This is a genomic window from Streptomyces mutabilis, from assembly GCF_014649815.1.
Taxonomy (GTDB): domain Bacteria; phylum Actinomycetota; class Actinomycetes; order Streptomycetales; family Streptomycetaceae; genus Streptomyces; species Streptomyces mutabilis.
In genome coordinates, this window is sequence record NZ_BMTT01000033.1 from 22,790 (window position 1) to 42,672 (window position 19,883).

The following is a 19,883-nucleotide window of genomic DNA, read 5'->3' on the forward strand; positions in this document are numbered from 1 at the left end:
CTCACTCACGTTCGTCCGCCGAGGCCCGGCGGCGGAGGGCGAAGAGCACCGCGAGCCCGACGAGGACGGCGCCACCCGCGGCGACCCAGATCACCACCGCGGTCGACGACGAATCACCGGAGGAGTCGCCGGAGTCCGCGGGGACGGCCGACCACCAGCTCCAGTAGCCGTCCTGCCCGTAGATGTTGCCCGCCGAGGACGGCATGGTGGTGATCGACTCGATGTGGTCCTTGCGGTAGGCCTCGACCGCGTTCGGGTAGGCCATCACGTTCATGTAGCCCAGGTCGTACAGCCGGGACTGCATCTGCTTGACGATCTCCGTCCGCTTGCCGGCGTCGTACTCGCCGAGCTGCCGCGCGTAGAGCTCGTCGTACTTCTCGTCGCAGATGAAGTTGTCGGTGGCCCCGGTGTCCTTCGGCGTCGCCGGCAGCGCCGCGCAGGTGTGGATGGACAGCACGAAGTCCGGGTCGGGGTTGACGGACCAGCCGTCGAAGGCGAGGTCGTACTCGCCGGCCAGCCACGGGTCGGTGACGTTGTCCCGGCAGTCGAGGGTCATCGAGATGCCGAGCTCGCCCCACCACTCCTGCAGGTACTTGCCGACCGCCTTGTCGTTCGGGTCGGTGGCGTGGCACAGGACGCGGTAGTTCAGCGGCTCGCCGTCCTTGTCGACCCGCTTGCCGTCGGCGTTCTTCCGGTAGCCCGCCTCGTCGAGCAGCCGCGTCGCCTCCGCCGGGTCGTAGGCCAGTTCCTGTTCGGCCGACGGCTCGAAGAAGTACTGCGAGAAGCGCGGCGGGATGTAGCCCTCGCCCTCGACCGCGTGGCCCTGGAACACCTTGTCGACGATCGCCTTGCGGTCCACCGCCATGAACAGCGCGTGCCGCACCCGCTGGTCCAGCAGCGACGGGTGTCCGTCACCGATCTCCGTACCGTCCTTGGCGCGGGCGCCCGGGTTGGTGGCGAGGGCGTAGAAGCGGCGCCCGGGGGCGTCGTTCACGTGGATGTTCTCGTCCTCCTTCAAGGAGGCGGCCTGGGCGGGCGTCAGCGACGGCGAGCCGGCGACGAAGGACACCTCGCCCTTGCGCAGGGCGGCGACGGCGGCGTCCTGGTCCTTGTAGTACCGGAACACCAGCTCGTCGAACTTCGGCGCGCCCCGCCAGTAGTCCTTGTTCGCCGCCAGCCGGACGTAGCTGTCGGGCTCGTAGTCGGTGAGGACGAAGGGTCCGTTCCCGACGACCGGGAAAGTCTTGTCGTTGTTGAACTTCGAGAAGTCCCCGACCTTCTCCCACACGTGCTTGGGGACGATCGGCACGTCCAGCGCGGTCATCGTGGCCTGCGGCTTCTTCAGCCGGATCACCAGCTGGGTCGGGCTGGGCGCGGTGACCTTCTCGAAGTTGGTGACGAAACTGCCGTTGGCGGTTGCGGCACCGTCGTCCGTCATCATCTTGTTGAACGTCCACGCCGCGTCCTCGGCGGTGGCCTGCTCCCCGTCCGACCACGTGGAGTCGGAGCGGATCGTGTACGTCCAGGTCAGTTTGTCCGGGGACGACTTCCACTCGGTGGCCAGCCCGGGGATGACGTGGTTGTCCTTGGGGTCGTAGTTCGTCAGGTACTCGTAGGTCAGCCGGTGGATGCTGGTGCTGAGCAGCCGCACCGCCAGGAAGGGACTGAGCGAGTCGACACTCTGCGCCACGGCGACGGTGAGTACCTTCTTCTGCCCCTGGTCGCCGTCCGCGGCACGCGCGGCCGGGGCCGACGGGGTGACGGCTCCCGACGCGAGGAGGAACGCCGCGGCGCCCGCGGCGGCGAGCAGCCGTGCCCTTCTCGGGCGGGGGCCGGTACGTCCACTGCCGTGCTGATCGTGTGCGCTCATGTCTCCCTGACCTCACGTCATCGCACGCGGGAGACGCCGTGCGCCCCCGCGTGAGGCGGGCTTGAACAGGTGTGAACGGTTGTGAACAGGTTGGAGCGAACTGCGAATGGCCGGAAGGTGATCGGCCGGGTGGCGCCGACGGAATGAAGTGTGTGTCTATCAGCGGCAGTCTGCACGCGTCAACGGTGCGTCAAACCCCATGTGGCCTGCGGAAACGCGGAGTTGATCGAAGGATCATCCTCATTGGCGCAGACCTTTGCCGCCTTGCTGGTGGGAGCGTGGCGGCCGAGTCCCACCGGTTTTGCCTGCGAAGGCCGTGAACGCGCGAACGCCCGCGCCGTGGGGTGACGACGCGGGCGTTCGGCGGGCCTACTGCTGCGGGGGAGGCGTCTGTCCCGGCTGCGGATATCCGTAACCGGGCTGCTGCGGGTACGACTGGCCGGGGTACGGCTGCCCCGGGTGGGGCTGGCCGGGCTGGGCGTACTGGCCCGGCTGGCCGGGGACGCCGGGCTGGTCCGGCATGGGCTGCTGGCCGGGCATCGGCGGGGCCGCGACCGGCGGCGGGTTGCCGTCGGACGTCCACAGCCCGTGGGACTGCTGGTGGCGGACGAAGTCCTCGGCCACCATCGCCGCCAGGTTGAAGTACGCCTCCCGCACCTTCGGCCGCATCATGTCGAGGTCCACCTCGGCACCGGCGGCCAGGTGCTCGTCGAACGGGACCACGACCACACCCCGGCACCGCGTCTGGAAGTGCGCGACGATGTCGTCCACCTTGATCATCTTTCCGGTCTCGCGCACTCCGGAGATGACGGTGAGGGAACGGGACACGAGGTCGGCGTACCCGTGCGCGGAGAGCCAGTCCAGCGTCGTACTGGCGCTGCTCGCACCGTCCACGGACGGCGTCGAGATGATGATGAGCTGGTCGGCGAGGTCGAGCACACCGCGCATGGCGCTGTAGAGCAGACCGGTGCCCGAGTCGGTGAGGATGATCGGGTACTGCTTGCCGAGCACGTCGATCGCGCGCCGGTAGTCCTCGTCGTTGAAGGTCGTGGACACGGCCGGGTCGACGTCGTTGGCGATGATCTCCAGACCGGACGCGGCCTGGGAGGTGAACCGCCGGATGTCCATGTACGAGTTGAGGTACGGGATCGCCTGGACGAGGTCGCGGATGGTCGCACCGGTCTCGCGGCGTACCCGGCGGCCGAGGGTGCCGGCGTCCGGGTTGGCGTCGATCGCGAGGATCTTGTCCTGCCGCTCGGTGGCGAGAGTCGAGCCGAGCGCGGTGGTGGTGGTCGTCTTGCCGACACCGCCCTTGAGGCTGATGACCGCGATGCGGTAGCAGGAGAGCACCGGTGTGCGGATCAACTCCAGCTTCCGCTGCCGCTCGGCCTCCTCCTTCTTCCCGCCGAGCTTGAAGCGCGAGCCGCCGGCCGCCGGGCGGCTGCTTTTCGCCTTCTGCTTCTTGTTGTTGAGCAGCCGGTCCGACGACAGCTCCACGGCGGCCGTGTAACCGATCGGCGCGGCACCCGGGTTGGTGGGCTGCCGCTGGTCGTGCTGCATGGGCTGCGGCCAGGCGGCGCCCAGACGGGGGTCGGCGGGCTGCTGGAGGGGCGGCTGGGCCTGGGGAGGCTGCTGGGACGGGTCCTGCCAGCCGGGCTGTCCGGGCTGCCCCGGCTGAGGCGCGGCCGGTGCCTGGTGCGGCTGCTGGGCGGACGGGACCGGCGGAGTTTGTGCGGCCTGACCCGGCTGGGGCATGGGCTGGGCCGGCGGTACGTGCGGGGCGAATCCCGGCTGGGCGCCGTGGGGCGCGGCACCCTGTGGCTGGCCCTGTTGCGGTACGCCGGGCTGCGGCTGCGGCTGCGGCTGCGGCTGCGGCTGCGGCATGCCGGGCTGGGGCTGCGGGGATACCTGCTGCGGCTCCTGCGGCTGCCCGTGCGGTGCGGGTGCCTGCGGGAAGCCGTAACCGCCGGGCTGTGCCTGGGGCTGGGGCGCGGGCGCGCCGGGGTGCGGGAACCCGTAGCCGGCGGTGGGACCGACCGCGGGGCCGGGACCGCCGCCCGGCTGCTGGAGCGGCGGCTGTGGTGACGCCGGAGCCGGTGCGTCCGGCTGCGGGAAGCCGTAGCCCGGCCGCGGCGCGGGCTGCGGGGGTGTCTGGTGCGGCGGTGTCGGTGCTGTCGGCGCGGTGGCCGACGGGTTCCACGCGGCGGGCGCCGGCTGGGGCGCCTGCGGCTGGAACGGAGGCTGCTGCGCCGGCACGCCCGGCTGCTCCGGAGCGGGGACGGGCTGCGGCTCTACGGGCCACCGGTGCGCCGCGGCGGGGGCGACGGGCGGGTACGACGGAGGCAGCGGCGGTACCGAGGCCTGCGCCGCGGGCGGTGCGTCGGCTGGGGCGGTGTCCTCAGGAGCGGCGTCCTCGGGTGCGGTGCCGGCCGGGACGGCGTCCGCCGGCTCGGCGACGGGCGTCACGGCGTCCGCCGCCGACGGCCGGGCGTCCCGAGGCTCGGGCCGCGCGTCCTCGGGCCCGTCCTCGGCCGGGACGCCGTCCTCGGGCTCAATGCCCGGAGCCGGAGCCGGAGCCGGAGCCGGAGCAGAGGCCGCTGGCACCGAGTCGCCCCCGTCGTCATCACCGCGCACGGCGCTCACGTCGGCCACGCCGGACGGGCCGGCCGCGTCGGCCGTACCCGCGTCCGCCGCGTCCGCACCGTCCTCGTCCCGCACGTCGCCCTGCCCGTCGGCATCGCCGAGTCGGAAACCTTCGGCGTGCTCGGGTTCCACGGCGCCGTCCGTAACCGCGAGCGCCTCGTCCGCGTCGTCCCCGACGCCGGCCTCGGGTGCGTCGGCCGCTGCTTCCGGCCGCTCGTCGTCCGCGGCGGCGCGCTCGGCGATCTCCCGCTTCAGGGCGGCAGAGGAGAAACGCATGGTGGCGCCGCTCTCCAGGTCGCCGTCACCGGGGTCCACCCCCGGCTCCGCCTTGGGTTCCTCGGCCGGTGGGGGAGCGGGCGCCTGGAGCTGGAACCCACCGGCCGGAAACGCCGGTACGGCCGTGGGAGAGGCCGGATCCGCCGCGGGCGCCGGGGCGGCCACGGCCTCCGGCTCGGACTGCGCCGGCGATTCCGACTGGGGCGGGGACTCCTCACGTACCTGAGGCTGCTGCGGCGGCTGCGGCTCGAACCCGCTCCCGACCGGCAGCTTGGGGACCCCGGCAGGCCCCCCGGCCGGAGGCGCGGGCGGAATGAAGGGCGCCCCCGGCCCCGGAGGCGGAGGCGGCGTGAACGCGGTTCCCGGAGCGGGCGGCGGCGGAGTGAAGGGCGCCCCCGGCGAGGGAGCGGGGAAGGAGGAAGGACCGCTGGACGGAGACGCGTGCGGCGGGGGAGTCAGCCCCGGCAGCGGCGGAACCGGCCCACGAGGGGCGGGCGGCACGGAAGGAGTTGCGGCGCCGGAAGACGAACCGGCACTCGAACCCCCCGCAGGCCCGGCCCCTTGATCCCGACCCTGCCCCCGCCCCTGCCCCGAGTCGCTCGAAGCGTTCTGCGTGTACCAGGCGGGCGGGGCGTAGTCGATGGTGAACTCGCCCGTCGTCTCGACTGCGGACTCCGCGTCGGGTTGGTCATCGCCGGGTGTCGCCCAGCCCCCGCGGATCCCGTCCCGATCGCTGCTCACAGTTCCTCCTGGTGTGGTCGAGCCCCTCATGCCGTGCTGGGGCGACCGTTTTTGTCGTCCGACGTTGTCCGAAGTGAAACGAGGTCGTCCGATCGTCGGCCCTCCCCGTACGACGCCGACGCCCGGTCCACGGGTCTGGCGTCGCGCCGGGACCCAGCCTAATCACCACACGCCCCACCCCGGCAGCCCCGTCCTCACCCCAGCATCCGCCCATTGCGTCACAGCCTGCCCCGAAGTGCCGTACCTCGTTTCCGAATCCGTGCATCCGCCACACGACATCCGTGAACAAGTCGGACAGAACTCGGCCGGAGTCGACGGCTCCGGGTCCCTCCGGTGCCACGAGCGATCAAGGCACCGGCATAGTAGGGACGCTTGTCGCCGTCGCTAGGCGGGCAACCCCATGACCAGGAAGAGGATTCACGCGTGAGCTTCGGCCCGCCCCCCTCCATGCCCCAGTCGCCACCGACCGCGGAGACCCGGGAAGGGGCACCCGGACGTAAGGCGCGTAAGGCACGTAAGGCATTGACCGGCCTGCTCGCGGTCGTAGTCGCCGCGGCGTTGGGCACCGGCGGCTGGCTCCTGTGGGGCGGCGAGAACGGCAAGAGCGCCTCCCAGGACGAGAAACGGGCCACGGAAGCGCAGGGCCCCCTCGACGTACGGGAGACGGTCGAGAAGCAACCCGCGAGCACCGTGGGCGAGATGGCCTTCCGGTTCTCCGTGGACGACATGAACCCCGGGGAGCGCGTGGAGATGCCGGGCATGTGGGCCACGGACCGCATCCTCGCCAAAGGCATCAACAAGACCCTCGTCGGCATGCGCATCGGCACCGACGTCGCGCCGGGCGAGGAGGAGTGGCGGCTCGGACTCGACGGCCCGATCTGCGGCTACACGCGCCATGTCACCGGCGACAACCGCACCGCCGTCCTCTTCCGGGCGAACGACCGGGAAGAGGACGCCTTCTGCAACCAGGTCGCCTTCGTCGACCTGGACGACGGCCGCCTGGTCTGGGAGGACCGCTTCTCCTACTCCGCGGCCGGCCCCGGTACGGGCTTCGCGACGGGCAGCGGCAGCCAGGACCGGCCGAGCGTGACGCTGGCGCCCGGCACGGTAGCCGTGACCTGGGGCGGCGGCACCATCGGATACGACATGGCGAAGGGCACGAGCCGGTGGACGACCACGGCCACCGACCCCTGTCAGGACATCGGAGCGGCCGGCGGGCGGGCACTTCTGATCCGCCAGATGTGCTGGAGCACCGACAAGAGCGTGCAGGACACCTCCTGGCAGGACGTCGGCTACAAGGTGCGCAAGGTGGACCCGGACACGGGCCGGACGCTGTGGACGTACACCGCCGCCGAGGGCATCCGCGACCTCAACGTGCCTTCCGCCGAGCCCCCGGTCCTCGCTGTGGCCGGCGGCGACACCGAGATCACCGATCTGCTGTCCCTCGACGACAAGGGCCGCAACCGCGCCACGATCAGTCTGCGCAACGGCGCGTACGTCGCCGACTGCTCCTACACGGACTACCTGGTCATCGACGACTGCCCGACCATCGCCGTCGGCGCGGGCCAGGTCTTCATCCGCAGCAAGGACCAGCTCGAGAAGCAGGTCTCCAACTGGATCATCGGCTTCGACCTGGAGACGGGCGACACGACGAAGAAGTTCGACTCCGGCCCGGAGTCCCTGCTCCAGCCGGTGCGGATGAGCGGCGACCGACTCCTCGCCCTGCGCCTGAGCAACGACCACATCTCACCGAACGCGCTGGTCGCGCTCGACCCGGACACGGACAAGGAGATCCCGTACTTCTATTTCGGCCTCCCGGCCGAGGCCCAGACGATGACGCTGATGAACGAGAACGACATCGTCGTGCAGAACGGCCGGATCTTCTTCGGAGTCAAGTCCGCGAACGGTCCCTCGGGCGAACAGAAGAAGCAGTGGCTCTACCTGGTGCTGGGCATCGGAAGCAGCGCGGCGGAGAAGCCCTGAGACTCACCGGTACCCCTCCGCCCGCACGTCACCGCGGTCCGGTGTCACCATTCTGCGGCGCCGGCTCCAGATCGAACTCTCCGTCGCGCGCCCCCAGCACGAACGCCCGCCACTCCGCCTCCGTGTACCGCAGCACGGTGTCCGGGTCGAGGGACGACCGCATGGCGACGGCGCCGGCGGGCAGGTAGGCGATCTCGACCCGCTCCTCGTGCTCCTCGGTGCCGGGTGCGCTGTGCCATTCCACTCCGGAGATGTCGAGGGAGTAGAGCTCGTCCCTCTCCCGCTCCTTGCGCGCCTTGAGTTCGAGGTCCTCGGCATCGGCCATCGCGGGTCCGGTCCTTCCTGCTGTGCCAACGAGCTGTGCAGCTACCCTACTTGCTGTCGTTGTCCCTGATCAGCGGTTCGCGGATGTACCCCCGGCGGGGTGACGCCGCCTTCGCCCCGCCGTCCCCCCCACTGCCCGCCCAGCGCCCGCCCCCTCGACTCTGCGGGCCGGCAGGCGCCGCCGTGAGTTTCGTCCCCCGCCCTCCCCGTACAACGCTTCCGCCCCGGAACCTCGCCCCCGCCCCCGCCCTCGGACCCGGGGCGTCGGACGTCGGACGCCGCAGGGCGCGGGTGACGACTCCGCGTCGGACGGCCGCCCTGTGGCCGTCCCTCAGGCACCGGACGAGATCCGGGAGACCGTCGCGACCCGGCCGTCGTCACCGGAGGCAGGATGGCCGGGTCCCGCACCGAGGCCCTCCGTACCGTGGGGCGCAACGTCCCGGCGATGGGCACCTGGGCGACGGACAAGGTCTTCGCGAAGGGCTTCGGCAGCGGACTCAAGGGCTTCCGGCTCGGCGTGTTCGAGGCGTCCACGCCCGCTTCGCCGGCGGACGCGGGCTGCTCGCCCTCCTGTCCTGCGGCGACTCGGCGGCTCCCACCTACCGGGTGGAGAAGGTCGATCCGCGTGGTCTCCGCCTCACCGCCCGTCATCGCCGTCGCCGCCGGCGACTACGTCGTCACCGACCTGATCACGTTCGACGAGCGGGACGAGCGCCGCGCGACCATCCGGCTCGACCGGGACCACCGGATCCTCGACCGCGACCGGACCTACAGCGGCGTGGTCGAGAGCTGCGGTGCGATCGTCGTCGTCGGTGAGCGGCTCTCTACCTCTCGGAGGAGGACCACTTCGTCGCCTTCGACCTGGCCACCGGCCGGCCCGCGTAGAAGTCCGACGCTCCCACCGGCGGCGGGATGCACCGTCTGCGCATGAGCGGATAGGAGCTGATCGCCTTCCGTCCGGGCACCGGCCTCGCCGCCGAGGCCGTCGCGGCCTTCCGGGGGACAGGAGGTGCACGCGCTCGACACCCCGCCACTCAATGACATCCTGTACGGGCACGGACGCGTGTCCTTCGCCGCGCGCACCGTCGCGGGTCCCGCCACCGAGGGCGAGGTCGGCGAGTTCGACCAGGTGGCGGTGGGTGTGGAGAGCGCGGGCTGAGCGGCGTACGCGGCGGTGACCCGGACCGTGCGCACGGCCCGGGGCCCTGCGCGGGCACGTCCGCCCAGGCTGGTACGCTGTGTGACGGCCGTTTGTGTACGCGCCCCCGGAGCCTCGAGCCCTGGTGGTCGCGCCCAGCGGATCCCCGCCTTCCGAGTCATGGAAGATCCCCCGAGACGTAGACCGGGGGCACTCGGTGGCCACTCACAGACCAGAGGAGTACGCGTGTCGCTCGACGCCGCAGTGAAGAAGCAGATCATCACCGAGTTCGGTACCAAGGAGGGCGACACCGGCTCCCCCGAGGTCCAGGTCGCTCTGCTGTCCCGTCGCATCTCCGACCTGACGGAGCACCTCAAGACCCACAAGCACGACCACCACTCCCGTCGTGGTCTGCTGATCCTGGTCGGCCAGCGCCGCCGGCTGCTGCAGTACCTCGCCAAGAAGGACATCCAGCGCTTCCGTGCGCTGGTCGAGCGCCTCGGCATCCGCCGCGGTGCGGCGGGCGCCCGCTAGGACGCCGTGAAGGGAGCGGTTCCCATCGTTCGGGGGCCGCTCCCTTTGCTGTACGTGCGCACTGTCGCCGCCGCTTTGTAGTGTGGTAACAGAACACGAGACGCACGACACCGAACGAAACGCACGCAAAGAACGCACGCAACGAACGAGGAGAAGCGCGCCTCGCCGCCGCCGGTCCTCGGTAGTGGCCCCCGGGGACAGCACCCCGGGTGCTTCGATCGAAGACCGGCCCGCACCGGATGAGCGCTTCTCCACCCGTTCCCCCGCCACACGGGCGGGAGGGACAAAAGACGACACGTAATGGAGAAACCGCTGGTGGAGAACGAGACCCACTACGCCGAGGCCGTCATCGACAACGGCGCCTTCGGCACCCGCACCATCCGCTTCGAGACGGGCCGCCTGGCCCGTCAGGCCGCCGGCAGCGCCGTGGCGTACCTGGACGACGACACCATGGTGCTGTCGGCCACCACCGCCTCGAAGAACCCCAAGGACCAGCTCGACTTCTTCCCCCTCACGGTGGACGTCGAGGAGCGGATGTACTCGGCCGGCAAGATCCCCGGAAGCTTCTTCCGCCGGGAGGGCCGGCCCTCCGAGGACGCGATCCTCACCTGCCGCCTGATCGACCGCCCGCTGCGCCCGTCCTTCAAGAAGGGCCTGCGCAACGAGATCCAGGTCGTCGCGACGATCATGGCCCTCAACCCCGACCACCTGTACGACGTCGTGGCGATCAACGCCGCCTCCGCGTCCACACAGCTGGCCGGTCTGCCCTTCTCCGGCCCGATCGGCGGCGTCCGCGTCGCGCTGATCCGCGGCCAGTGGGTGGCGTTCCCGACGCACACCGAGCTCGAGGACGCCGTCTTCGACATGGTCGTCGCGGGCCGCACCCTGGAGGACGGCGACGTCGCGATCATGATGGTCGAGGCCGAGGCCACCGAGAAGACCATCAAGCTCGTCGAGGGCGGCGCCGAGGCGCCCACCGAGGAGGTCGTCGCCGCCGGTCTGGACGCCGCGAAGCCCTTCATCAAGGTGCTCTGCCGCGCGCAGGCAGACCTCGCCGCCAAGGCCGCGAAGCCGACCGGCGAGTTCCCGATCTTCCTGGACTACCAGGACGACGTCCTCGAGGCGCTCACCGCCGCCGTCAAGCCCGAGCTCGCCCAGGCGCTCACCATCGCCGGCAAGCAGGAGCGCGAGGCCGAGCTGGACCGCGTCAAGGCGCTCGCCGCCGAGAAGCTGCTCCCGCAGTTCGAGGGCCGTGAGAAGGAGATCTCCGCCGCGTACCGCTCGCTGACCAAGTCCCTGGTCCGTGAGCGCGTCATCAAGGAGAAGAAGCGCATCGACGGCCGCGGTGTCACCGACATCCGCACCCTGGCCGCCGAGGTCGAGGCCATCCCGCGCGTGCACGGTTCGGCGCTGTTCGAGCGTGGCGAGACGCAGATCCTGGGCGTCACCACCCTGAACATGCTCCGCATGGAGCAGCAGCTGGACACCCTCTCTCCGGTGACCCGCAAGCGCTACATGCACAACTACAACTTCCCGCCGTACTCCACCGGTGAGACCGGCCGTGTCGGTTCCCCGAAGCGCCGCGAGATCGGCCACGGCGCCCTCGCCGAGCGCGCGCTCGTGCCGGTACTGCCGACGCGCGAGGAGTTCCCGTACGCGATCCGTCAGGTGTCCGAGGCCCTCGGCTCCAACGGCTCGACGTCCATGGGCTCGGTCTGCGCCTCCACCATGTCGCTGCTGAACGCCGGTGTGCCGCTGAAGGCCCCCGTCGCCGGTATCGCCATGGGCCTGATCTCCCAGGAGATCGAGGGCGAGACGCACTACGTCACCCTCACCGACATCCTCGGTGCGGAGGACGCCTTCGGCGACATGGACTTCAAGGTCGCCGGCACCAAGGAGTTCGTGACGGCCCTCCAGCTCGACACGAAGCTGGACGGCATCCCCGCCTCCGTCCTGGCCGCCGCCCTCAAGCAAGCCCGTGACGCCCGCCTCCACATCCTCGACGTGATGATGGAAGCGATCGACACGCCGGACGAGATGTCCCCGAACGCGCCGCGGATCATCACCGTGAAGATCCCCGTCGACAAGATCGGTGAGGTCATCGGGCCCAAGGGCAAGATGATCAACCAGATCCAGGAGGACACGGGCGCCGACATCACGATCGAGGACGACGGCACGATCTACATCGGTGCCGCCGACGGCCCGGCCGCCGAGGCCGCCCGCGCCACGATCAACGGCATCGCCAACCCGACCATGCCCGAGGTCGGCGAGCGCTACCTGGGCACCGTCGTCAAGACGACCACCTTCGGCGCGTTCGTATCCCTGCTGCCCGGCAAGGACGGTCTGCTGCACATCTCGCAGATCCGCAAGCTGGCCGGCGGCAAGCGCGTGGAGAACGTCGAGGACGTCCTCGGCGTCGGCCATAAGGTCCAGGTCGAGATCGCCGAGATCGACTCCCGCGGCAAGCTCTCCCTGATTCCCGTGATCGAGGGCGAAGAGGGCGACGAAGAGAAGAAGGACGACGCCGACCAGTGACGTCCCGTGGCTCCAAGGCGACGGCCCGCACCTCCACGGAGGCGCGGGCCGTCGCCCGTACCCAAACCCTGATCAAGGGCGAGCACGGCATCGGCACGGTCCGCAAGACCACCCTCCCGGGCGGCCTGCGCATCGTCACCGAGACCCTGCCCTCGGTCCGCTCCGCGACCTTCGGCATCTGGGCCCACGTCGGCTCCCGCGACGAGACCCCGGCCCTGAACGGTGCCACCCACTATCTGGAGCACCTGCTCTTCAAGGGCACCCGCAAGCGCAGCGCCCTGGACATCTCCTCCGCGGTCGACGCGGTCGGCGGCGAGATGAACGCGTTCACGGCTAAGGAGTACACGTGCTACTACGCACGCGTGCTCGACACCGACCTGCCGCTCGCCATCGACGTGGTCTGCGACATGCTGACCGGCTCGCTCATCCGCGAGGAGGACGTCGACGTCGAGCGCGGCGCGATCCTCGAAGAGATCGCGATGACCGAGGACGACGCCGGCGACTGCGTGCACGACCTGTTCGCGCACACCATGTTCGGCGACAACGCGCTGGGCCGCCCCGTCCTCGGCACCGTCGACACGGTCAACGCCCTCACCGCCGACCGCATCCGCCGCTTCTACAAGAAGCACTACGACCCCACCCACCTGGTGGTCGCCGCGGCCGGCAACGTCGACCACAACAAGGTCGTGCGCCAGGTCCGCGCCGCCTTCGAGAAGGCCGGCGCCTTCCGGGACCCGGTGGCCGAGCCCCTCGCTCCGCGCGACGGGCGGCGCACCATCCGAGCCGCCGGCCGCGTCGAGCTGATCGGCCGCAAGACCGAGCAGGCCCACGTCATACTCGGCATGCCGAGCCTGGCCCGAACCGACGAGCGCCGCTGGGCCATGGGCGTCCTCAACACCGCCCTCGGCGGCGGCATGTCCTCGCGCCTCTTCCAGGAGGTCCGCGAGAAGCGTGGCCTGGCCTACAGCGTGTACTCGTACACCTCGGGCTTCGCCGACTGCGGCCTGTTCGGTGTGTACGCGGGCTGCCGGCCCTCTCAGGTGCACGAGGTGCTGAAGATCTGCCGCGACGAACTCGACCACGTCGCCGAGCACGGCCTCACCGACGACGAGATCGGCCGCGCGATCGGCCAGCTGAGGGGCTCCACGGTCCTCGGCGTGGAGGACACCGGAGCGCTGATGAACCGTATCGGCAAGAGCGAGCTGTGCTGGGGCGAGCAGATGTCCGTCGACGACATGCTGGCCCGGATAGCCTCGGTCACGCCGGACGACGTCCGCGCCGTGGCCCGCGACGTCCTGGGCCGGCGACCGTCCCTGTCGGTCATCGGCCCGCTGAAGGACAAGCAGGCGTCCCGGCTGCACGACGCCGTCGCCTGACACTCCCGGTAAGGAAGCGAAGAACATGAGCAAGCTGCGCGTGGCCGTCCTCGGTGCCAAGGGCCGGATCGGCTCCGAGGCGGTACGGGCCGTCGAGGCGGCCGAGGACATGGAGCTGGTCGCCGCCCTCGGCCGGGGCGACAGCCTGGACACGCTGACCGGGGCCGGCGCCCAGGTCGCCGTCGAGCTGACCACCCCCGACTCGGTGATGGACAACCTCGACTTCTGCGTAAGCCACGGCATCCACGCCGTCGTCGGCACCACCGGCTGGACCGAGGAGCGCCTCGCGCGGCTGAAGGGCCGGCTCGACGACTCTCCGGAGACCGGCGTGCTCATTGCGCCCAACTTCTCCATCGGCGCCGTACTGACCATGAAGTTCGCGCAGATCGCCGCCCCGTACTTCGAGTCCGTCGAGGTCGTCGAGCTGCACCACCCGAACAAGGTCGACGCCCCCAGCGGCACCGCCACCCGCACCGCCCAGCTGATCGCCGAGGCCCGGCAGAAGGCAGGCGCCGCCCCGGCGCCCGACGCCACTGCCACCGCCCTGGACGGCGCCCGCGGTGCGAACGTGGACGGCGTCCCGGTCCACGCGGTCCGCCTGCGCGGCCTGCTCGCCCACCAGGAGGTCCTGCTCGGCGCCGAGGGCGAGACCCTCACCGTCCGGCACGACTCCCTGCATCACAGCAGTTTCATGCCGGGCATCCTGCTGGGCGCCCGCCGGGTGGTGACCACTCCGGGCCTCACCTTCGGCCTGGAACACTTCCTGGATCTGAACTGAGACCCGGACCGAGCCACAGCCCCTCATGCGCGCGAAAATCTCCTACGTCATCACGGCCGCCGTCCTGGTCTTCTACTTCGCCCTGGTCGGCAGCCGCGGTGTCCTGCTCATCGGCACCGGCACGCCCCTCACCGTCACCTTCGGCATCGCGGTGCTGGTCCTGCCTGTGATCGGCGTGTGGTTCCTCTGGAAGAACACCCAGTTCGTCCGCAAGGCCAACGCCCTCGCCGCCGAACTCGACGCCGAGGGCGGACTGCCCGTCGACGAGCTGAAGCGCACTCCCAGCGGCCGTGTCGACCGCGACTCGGCCGACGCGGTCTTCGCCCTGCGCAAGGCCGAGACGGAGGACGCCCCCGGAGACTGGCGCGCCTGGTTCCGGCTGGCCGTCGCCTACCACGACGCCCGCGACACCCCGCGCGCCCGCAAGGCGATGCAGCGGGCGATCGCCCTGCACGACGGCAAGCCCGTCGAGACGGCCTGACCGGACCGGACCGACGGGAGAGACCGAAGGGCTGGGGGCCGGACCGCACCGCGGTCCGGCCCCCAGCCCTTCGCCGTCGCCGGGGCTCAGCCCCGCCGGTACTCGTCGGCCCAGGCCTCCACGGCGTCGGCCGCCCGGTCGAAGGCTTCCTCCCGCGCCAGGAAATCGGCGTTGTGCGTGGTCAGCAGCGGAGGAAAGGTCTCTCCGGACCGGCCGCCCTGCCGGACCAGGAGCAACGCCTGCCCCTGCACGGTCCGCGGCAGCCCGAGCCAGCGCACCGGCTGCTGCACGGTCCGCACGCTGGCGACCTGCTGCCAGGCCACCGTGCGCGTGCTGAGGAAGCTCACGTGACGCACCCCGTGCGCGCTCACCCACGCCCCCACGCGCAGCAGCCGCAGGGCACAGACGATCACGACCAGCGCGATGCCGAAGACCACACCGGCGGCGGACAGCGAGTCCGTCGCCGCGATGATGACCGCCGCGAACAGCACGAAGGAGGCCAGCAGCATCATCAGCGCCGCCACCCCCACGCGCCACGGCCCCGGCCGGTAGGGCCGGCGCCAGAGGTCGCGGTCGTCGTGCGGCAGCGCGACGTCGTCGGTGGCGTCGAAGGCGTGGTCGGCCGTCAGGAAGGGCAGGGGCACGGCTGGTCCTCACTCGTTCCGTGGCAGGAGCTGTGCCCCGTGAGGCTACCGACCTGTGTCTCCGGTCACCACCTTCGGGTCCCCGGATGGAGGCAGGCCACCGGCCCGGAGCCGCGGCTAACGCCCCTCGGAGGCCTGCGACGGCTGCTTGTGCGGGGAGGGCTGGTCGGCCGAGAGCGCGGGCATCCCGATCACGAGGGAACCCACGATGCCGGCGACGACGGTGAGACCGAGCAGCCAGCGCCCGGCCAGCTGGCCGAAGGACGCCCGCTCCCGGGGCGGGGGTGTGACATTGCTGCGGAACCTGTCGGCTTCGGCGACGAAGGCGAACGGCACGGGTTCACGCCGGCGGATCATGGAGGCTGTGTCTCCTTTCGGGGACCGAGTGCACCGCTGTGTCGGGTGCTGTTACTCATACAGACGAACGAACGCCCCCGCGGGTGCCCTGATTCATCGACTTCATCGCGGCACGGCACCGAACGCCCCATTCGGCGGGCCGTAGAGTGGCCTCGCCAAGCGACAAGATGGGAAGGCCCTCCACCCGTGACCGACATCCCCGCCGACGATTTCAAGATCGACCTGCGCAACGACGTCACCGTCGAGCTGGTCAAGAGCAGTGCGACCGACTCCGACGTGCTGTTCGCCGCCCGCGTCTCGACCCTCGGGGAGCAGTCCCTGGACGAGTTGCAGAAGGACCCCGAGCGCTCCAAGGGCCTGATCAACTACCTCATGCGGGACCGGCACGGCAGCCCGTTCGAGCACAACTCGATGACCTTCTTCGTCAGCGCCCCGATCTTCGTCTTCCGCGAGTTCATGCGGCACCGCGTCGGCTGGTCCTACAACGAGGAGTCGGGCCGCTACAGGGAGCTCCAGCCGGTCTTCTACGTGCCGGGGCAGGACCGCAAACTGGTCCAGCAGGGCCGCCCGGGCAAGTACGTCTTCGTCGAGGGCACCCCCGAGCAGCACGACCTGGTCAGCCGGTCCATGGAGGACTCCTACCGGCAGGCCTACCGCACGTACCGGGAGATGCTCGCCGCCGGCGTCGCCCGCGAGGTGGCCCGCTCGGTGCTCCCCGTCGGCCTCTACTCGTCGATGTATGCCACCTGCAATGCCCGCTCGCTGATGCACTTCCTCGGCCTGCGCACCCAGCACGAGCTGGCGAAGGTCCCCTCCTTCCCGCAGCGCGAGATCGAGATGGTCGGCGAGAAGATGGAGCAGGAGTGGGCCCGGCTCATGCCGCTCACGTACGCCGCCTTCAACGCCAACGGCCGCGTGGCGCCGTAACCACTGACGAGTCCATGACGCGCCGCGAGCACGCATGTACGCATCAGCTGCCCGAAGTGTCCGTATTGCGGCGTTCTAAGAAGTTCATCTAGCCTGATCAAAGGGACCCGGCACTGCTTGAACCCCCGAGCAGGCAGTGCCGGGCTCCACCCCTCTCCCGGTCCGCCGCCTCCCCCGAGGGCAGACCCCGCCCTGAGCAACGAGTAGCGTGTAACCCATGGCTCCGACCTCCACTCCGCAGACCCCCTTCGGGAGGGTCCTCACCGCCATGGTCACGCCCTTCACGGCGGACGGCGCACTCGACCTCGACGGCGCGCAGCGGCTCGCCGCCCACCTGGTGGACGCAGGCAACGACGGCCTGATCGTCAACGGCACCACCGGCGAGTCCCCCACCACCAGCGACGCGGAGAAAGCGGACCTCGTACGAGCCGTCCTGGAGGCCGTCGGCGACCGGGCCCACGTGGTCGCCGGGGTGGGTACGAACAACACCCAGCACAGCATCGAGCTGGCCCGCGCTGCCGAGCGCACCGGCGCACACGGCCTGCTGCTCGTCACGCCGTACTACAACAAGCCCCCGCAGGAGGGCCTGTACCAGCACTTCACGGCCATCGCCGATGCCTCCGGGCTGCCGGTCATGCTCTACGACATCCCCGGCCGCAGCGGCGTCCCGATCAACACCGAGACGCTGGTCCGCCTCGCCGAGCACCCGCGCATCGTCGCCAACAAGGACGCCAAGGGCGACCTCGGCCGCGCCAGCTGGGCCATCGCCCGCTCCGGCCTCGCCTGGTACTCCGGCGACGACATGCTGAACCTGCCGCTGCTCTCCGTGGGCGCCGTCGGCTTCGTCTCGGTCGTCGGCCACGTCGTCACCCCCGAACTGCGGGCGATGGTGGACGCGCACGTCGCGGGCGACGTGCAGAAGGCACTGGAGATCCACCAGAAGCTGCTCCCCGTTTTCACCGGCATGTTCCGCACTCAGGGCGTCATGACCACCAAGGCCGCGCTCGCCCTGCAGGGACTGCCCGCCGGACCGCTGCGTGCCCCCATGGTCGGCCTCACGCCCGAGGAGACCGAGCAGCTCAAGATCGATCTTGCCGCCGGTGGGGTACAGCTCTGACAACGGACTTCGCACCACCGCACGACCGGACGGACTTCACAACTGAATAGGCGGGCCACCGGTGCCCGCACCCCAATACGACAACTGCTTTGCACGAACGTCACGCGCGCCACGTGCCCACCGGTACGTGGCGCGCGTGGTGAGGAGAGTCTTTTGAGTCATCCGCACCCTGAACTGAGCCGTCCCCCTGTGCTCCCGAAGGGCGGCCTCCGGGTCACGCCCCTCGGCGGTCTCGGCGAGATCGGCCGCAACATGACGGTCTTCGAGTACGGCGGCCGATTGCTGATCGTCGACTGCGGAGTGCTCTTCCCCGAGGAGGAGCAGCCCGGAATCGACCTGATCCTGCCGGACTTCTCGTCCATCCGGGACCGCCTCGACGACATCGAGGGCATCGTCCTCACCCATGGCCACGAGGACCACATCGGCGGCGTGCCCTACCTCCTCCGCGAGAAGCCGGACATCCCCCTGATCGGCTCCAAGCTGACCCTCGCCCTCATCGAGGCCAAGCTCCAGGAGCACCGCATCCGCCCGTACACCCTCGAGGTGGCGGAGGGGCACCGTGAACGCATCGGCCCCTTCGACTGCGAGTTCGTCGCGGTCAACCACTCCATCCCGGACGCCCTGGCCGTCGCCATCCGCACTCCCGCGGGCATGGCCGTCCACACCGGCGACTTCAAGATGGACCAGCTCCCGCTGGACGGCCGCCTCACGGACCTGCACGCCTTCGCGCGCCTGAGCGAGGAGGGTATCGACCTCCTCCTCTCGGACTCGACGAACGCCGAGGTCCCGGGCTTCGTCCCGCCCGAGCGCGACATCTCGAACGTCCTGCGCACGGTCTTCGCCGGCGCCCGCAAGCGGATCATCGTGGCGAGCTTCGCCAGCCACGTCCACCGCATCCAGCAAATCCTGGACGCGGCCCACGAGTACGGCCGCCGGGTCGCCTTCGTCGGCCGTTCCATGGTGCGCAACATGGGTATCGCCCGGGACCTCGGATACCTGAGGGTCCCGCCGGGTCTGGTCGTGGACGTCAAGACTCTGGACGACCTCCCCGACAGCGAAGTCGTCCTCGTGTGCACGGGCTCCCAGGGCGAACCGATGGCCGCGCTCTCCCGCATGGCCAACCGGGACCACCAGATCCGCATCGTCCAGGGCGACACGGTGATCCTCGCGTCGTCACTCATCCCGGGCAACGAGAACGCGGTCTACCGCGTGATCAACGGCCTGACCCGCTGGGGCGCCAACGTCGTCCACAAGGGCAACGCCAAGGTCCACGTTTCGGGCCACGCCTCGGCCGGCGAGCTGCTGTACTTCTACAACATCTGCCGCCCGAGGAATCTGATGCCCGTCCACGGCGAATGGCGCCACCTGCGCGCCAACGCCGAACTGGGCGCCCTCACCGGAGTCCCGCACGACCGCATCGTCATCGCCGAGGACGGAGTCGTCGTCGACCTGGTCGAGGGCAAGGCGAAGATCTCCGGCAAGGTCCAGGCGGGATACGTCTACGTCGACGGCCTGTCGGTCGGTGATGTGGGCGAGCCGGCCCTGAAGGACCGCAAGATCCTCGGCGACGAGGGCATCATCTCGGTCTTCGTGGTCATGGACTCGTCCACCGGCAAGATCACCGGCGGGCCGCACGTCCAGGCCCGCGGTTCGGGCATCGAGGACTCGGCCTTCGCCGCGGTGCTCCCCAAGGTCGTCGAAGCACTGGAACGCTCGGCCCAGGACGGAGTCGTCGAGCCGCACCAGCTCCAGCAGCTGGTGCGCCGGACCCTCGGCAAGTGGGTCTCGGACACCTACCGGCGTCGGCCGATGATCCTCCCCGTGGTGGTGGAGGTCTGACGGACCGTCGGGTCTCCGGCGGCGTCAACCGGCAGCGGGGCGCCTCGATTTGCATCGAGGCGCCCCGCTCCAGTACGTTTACATCTCCGCTCGGACGGGCACCCGACCACTTCGTGGAGGGAACCCCCGGGGGTGGAAATACCGACTCAGAATCTCTGATAAAGTCGGAACCGCCGGAAAGGGAAACGCGAAAGCGGGAACCTGGAAAGCGCCGAGGAAATCGGATCGGAAAGATCTGATAGAGTCGGAAACGCAAGACCGAAGGGAAGCGCCCGGAGGAAAGCCCGAGAGGGTGAGTACAAAGGAAGCGACCGTTCCTT

The 19,883-nt window shown here is 70.4% G+C and carries 16 protein-coding genes; 11 read left to right on the forward strand and 5 right to left on the reverse strand.

Features of this window, described 5'->3' with window-relative positions; all coding sequences use genetic code 11:
* Position 1: 1 nt before the first annotated feature.
* Together IE142_RS33225 and IE142_RS33230 are read right to left on the reverse strand one after the other, a co-directional pair.
* On the reverse strand, positions 2-1,870 hold the full coding sequence (locus IE142_RS33225; RefSeq protein WP_191889177.1) for an ABC transporter substrate-binding protein: 1,869 nt from the start codon (positions 1,868-1,870) through the stop codon (positions 2-4).
* A 369-nt stretch (positions 1,871-2,239) separates the two neighbouring features.
* Positions 2,240-5,530, reverse strand: coding sequence for an SCO5717 family growth-regulating ATPase (locus IE142_RS33230; protein ID WP_191889178.1), 3,291 nt, complete (start codon positions 5,528-5,530; stop codon positions 2,240-2,242).
* A 522-nt stretch (positions 5,531-6,052) separates the two neighbouring features.
* Here IE142_RS33230 and IE142_RS33235 point away from each other — a divergent pair.
* Positions 6,053-7,513 carry a PQQ-binding-like beta-propeller repeat protein gene (locus IE142_RS33235; RefSeq protein ID WP_229831125.1) on the forward strand — a complete coding sequence of 487 codons (1,461 nt, stop codon included), beginning with the start codon at positions 6,053-6,055 and terminating at the stop codon, positions 7,511-7,513.
* Positions 7,514-7,541: 28 nt separating this feature from the next.
* On the opposite strand, the gene IE142_RS33240 is transcribed toward IE142_RS33235, so the two are convergent.
* On the reverse strand, positions 7,542-7,838 hold the full coding sequence (locus tag IE142_RS33240) for a DUF397 domain-containing protein (RefSeq protein WP_191889180.1): 297 nt from the start codon (positions 7,836-7,838) through the stop codon (positions 7,542-7,544).
* Positions 7,839-8,228: 390 nt separating this feature from the next.
* On the opposite strand from IE142_RS33240, the gene IE142_RS33245 reads away from it, so the two are divergent.
* The 7 genes from IE142_RS33245 to IE142_RS33275 all read left to right on the forward strand — a co-directional run bounded on the left by IE142_RS33245 (position 8,229) and on the right by IE142_RS33275 (position 14,679).
* Positions 8,229-8,768: a hypothetical protein gene (locus IE142_RS33245; protein ID WP_191889181.1), complete on the forward strand. Its 540-nt coding sequence runs from the start codon at positions 8,229-8,231 to the stop codon at positions 8,766-8,768.
* Positions 8,769-8,846: 78 nt separating this feature from the next.
* The gene (locus IE142_RS33250) at positions 8,847-8,996 is read left to right on the forward strand and encodes a hypothetical protein (protein ID WP_191889182.1); all 150 of its coding nucleotides are present in this window, start codon (positions 8,847-8,849) and stop codon (positions 8,994-8,996) included.
* Positions 8,997-9,221: 225 nt separating this feature from the next.
* Positions 9,222-9,509 carry a 30S ribosomal protein S15 gene (gene rpsO, locus IE142_RS33255; RefSeq protein WP_003973291.1) on the forward strand — a complete coding sequence of 96 codons (288 nt, stop codon included), beginning with the start codon at positions 9,222-9,224 and terminating at the stop codon, positions 9,507-9,509.
* A gap of 315 nt (positions 9,510-9,824) precedes the next feature.
* On the forward strand, positions 9,825-12,044 hold the full coding sequence (locus tag IE142_RS33260; protein WP_191889183.1) for a polyribonucleotide nucleotidyltransferase: 2,220 nt from the start codon (positions 9,825-9,827) through the stop codon (positions 12,042-12,044).
* A complete protein-coding gene (locus IE142_RS33265) occupies positions 12,041-13,420 on the forward strand; it encodes a M16 family metallopeptidase (protein WP_191889184.1) in 1,380 nt (459 codons plus the stop codon). Before IE142_RS33260 ends, IE142_RS33265 begins: the two co-directional genes overlap by 4 nt.
* A 25-nt stretch (positions 13,421-13,445) precedes the next feature.
* Positions 13,446-14,198, forward strand: coding sequence for a 4-hydroxy-tetrahydrodipicolinate reductase (gene dapB, locus IE142_RS33270; RefSeq protein WP_191889185.1), 753 nt, complete (start codon positions 13,446-13,448; stop codon positions 14,196-14,198).
* A 25-nt stretch (positions 14,199-14,223) separates the two neighbouring features.
* Positions 14,224-14,679, forward strand: a complete 456-nt coding sequence (locus IE142_RS33275; protein WP_043379210.1) for a tetratricopeptide repeat protein — start codon at positions 14,224-14,226, stop codon at positions 14,677-14,679.
* Positions 14,680-14,765: 86 nt separating this feature from the next.
* Here the strand turns inward: IE142_RS33275 and IE142_RS33280 are convergent, their stop codons facing one another.
* A complete protein-coding gene (locus IE142_RS33280; protein WP_191889186.1) occupies positions 14,766-15,323 on the reverse strand; it encodes an SCO5741 family PH domain-containing membrane protein in 558 nt (185 codons plus the stop codon).
* A gap of 117 nt (positions 15,324-15,440) precedes the next feature.
* Positions 15,441-15,680, reverse strand: coding sequence for a hypothetical protein (locus IE142_RS33285; protein WP_043379205.1), 240 nt, complete (start codon positions 15,678-15,680; stop codon positions 15,441-15,443).
* A gap of 186 nt (positions 15,681-15,866) precedes the next feature.
* Here IE142_RS33285 and thyX point away from each other — a divergent pair, with 186 nt between their 5' ends.
* The 3 genes from thyX (at position 15,867) to IE142_RS33300 (ending at position 19,563) form a co-directional block, all read left to right on the forward strand.
* Positions 15,867-16,607, forward strand: coding sequence for an FAD-dependent thymidylate synthase (gene thyX / locus IE142_RS33290; RefSeq protein ID WP_191889187.1), 741 nt, complete (start codon positions 15,867-15,869; stop codon positions 16,605-16,607).
* Between the two features lie 217 nt (positions 16,608-16,824).
* Complete coding sequence (gene dapA / locus IE142_RS33295; RefSeq protein WP_043379201.1) at positions 16,825-17,724, forward strand: 4-hydroxy-tetrahydrodipicolinate synthase; 900 nt, start codon at positions 16,825-16,827, stop codon at positions 17,722-17,724.
* Between the two features lie 153 nt (positions 17,725-17,877).
* Positions 17,878-19,563, forward strand: coding sequence for a ribonuclease J (locus IE142_RS33300; RefSeq protein ID WP_191889188.1), 1,686 nt, complete (start codon positions 17,878-17,880; stop codon positions 19,561-19,563).
* Positions 19,564-19,883 lie beyond the last annotated feature (320 nt).

Coding starts and splice junctions, on each gene's coding strand:
- IE142_RS33225 (WP_191889177.1), bottom strand. CDS start 1,870: ATGAGCGCACACGATCAGCACGGCAGTGGACGTACCGGCCCCCGCCCG.
- IE142_RS33240 (WP_191889180.1), bottom strand. CDS start 7,838: ATGGCCGATGCCGAGGACCTCGAACTCAAGGCGCGCAAGGAGCGGGAG.
- IE142_RS33245 (WP_191889181.1), top strand. CDS start 8,229: ATGGCCGGGTCCCGCACCGAGGCCCTCCGTACCGTGGGGCGCAACGTC.
- dapB (WP_191889185.1), top strand. CDS start 13,446: ATGAGCAAGCTGCGCGTGGCCGTCCTCGGTGCCAAGGGCCGGATCGGC.
- IE142_RS33275 (WP_043379210.1), top strand. CDS start 14,224: ATGCGCGCGAAAATCTCCTACGTCATCACGGCCGCCGTCCTGGTCTTC.
- IE142_RS33285 (WP_043379205.1), bottom strand. CDS start 15,680: ATGATCCGCCGGCGTGAACCCGTGCCGTTCGCCTTCGTCGCCGAAGCC.
- dapA (WP_043379201.1), top strand. CDS start 16,825: ATGGCTCCGACCTCCACTCCGCAGACCCCCTTCGGGAGGGTCCTCACC.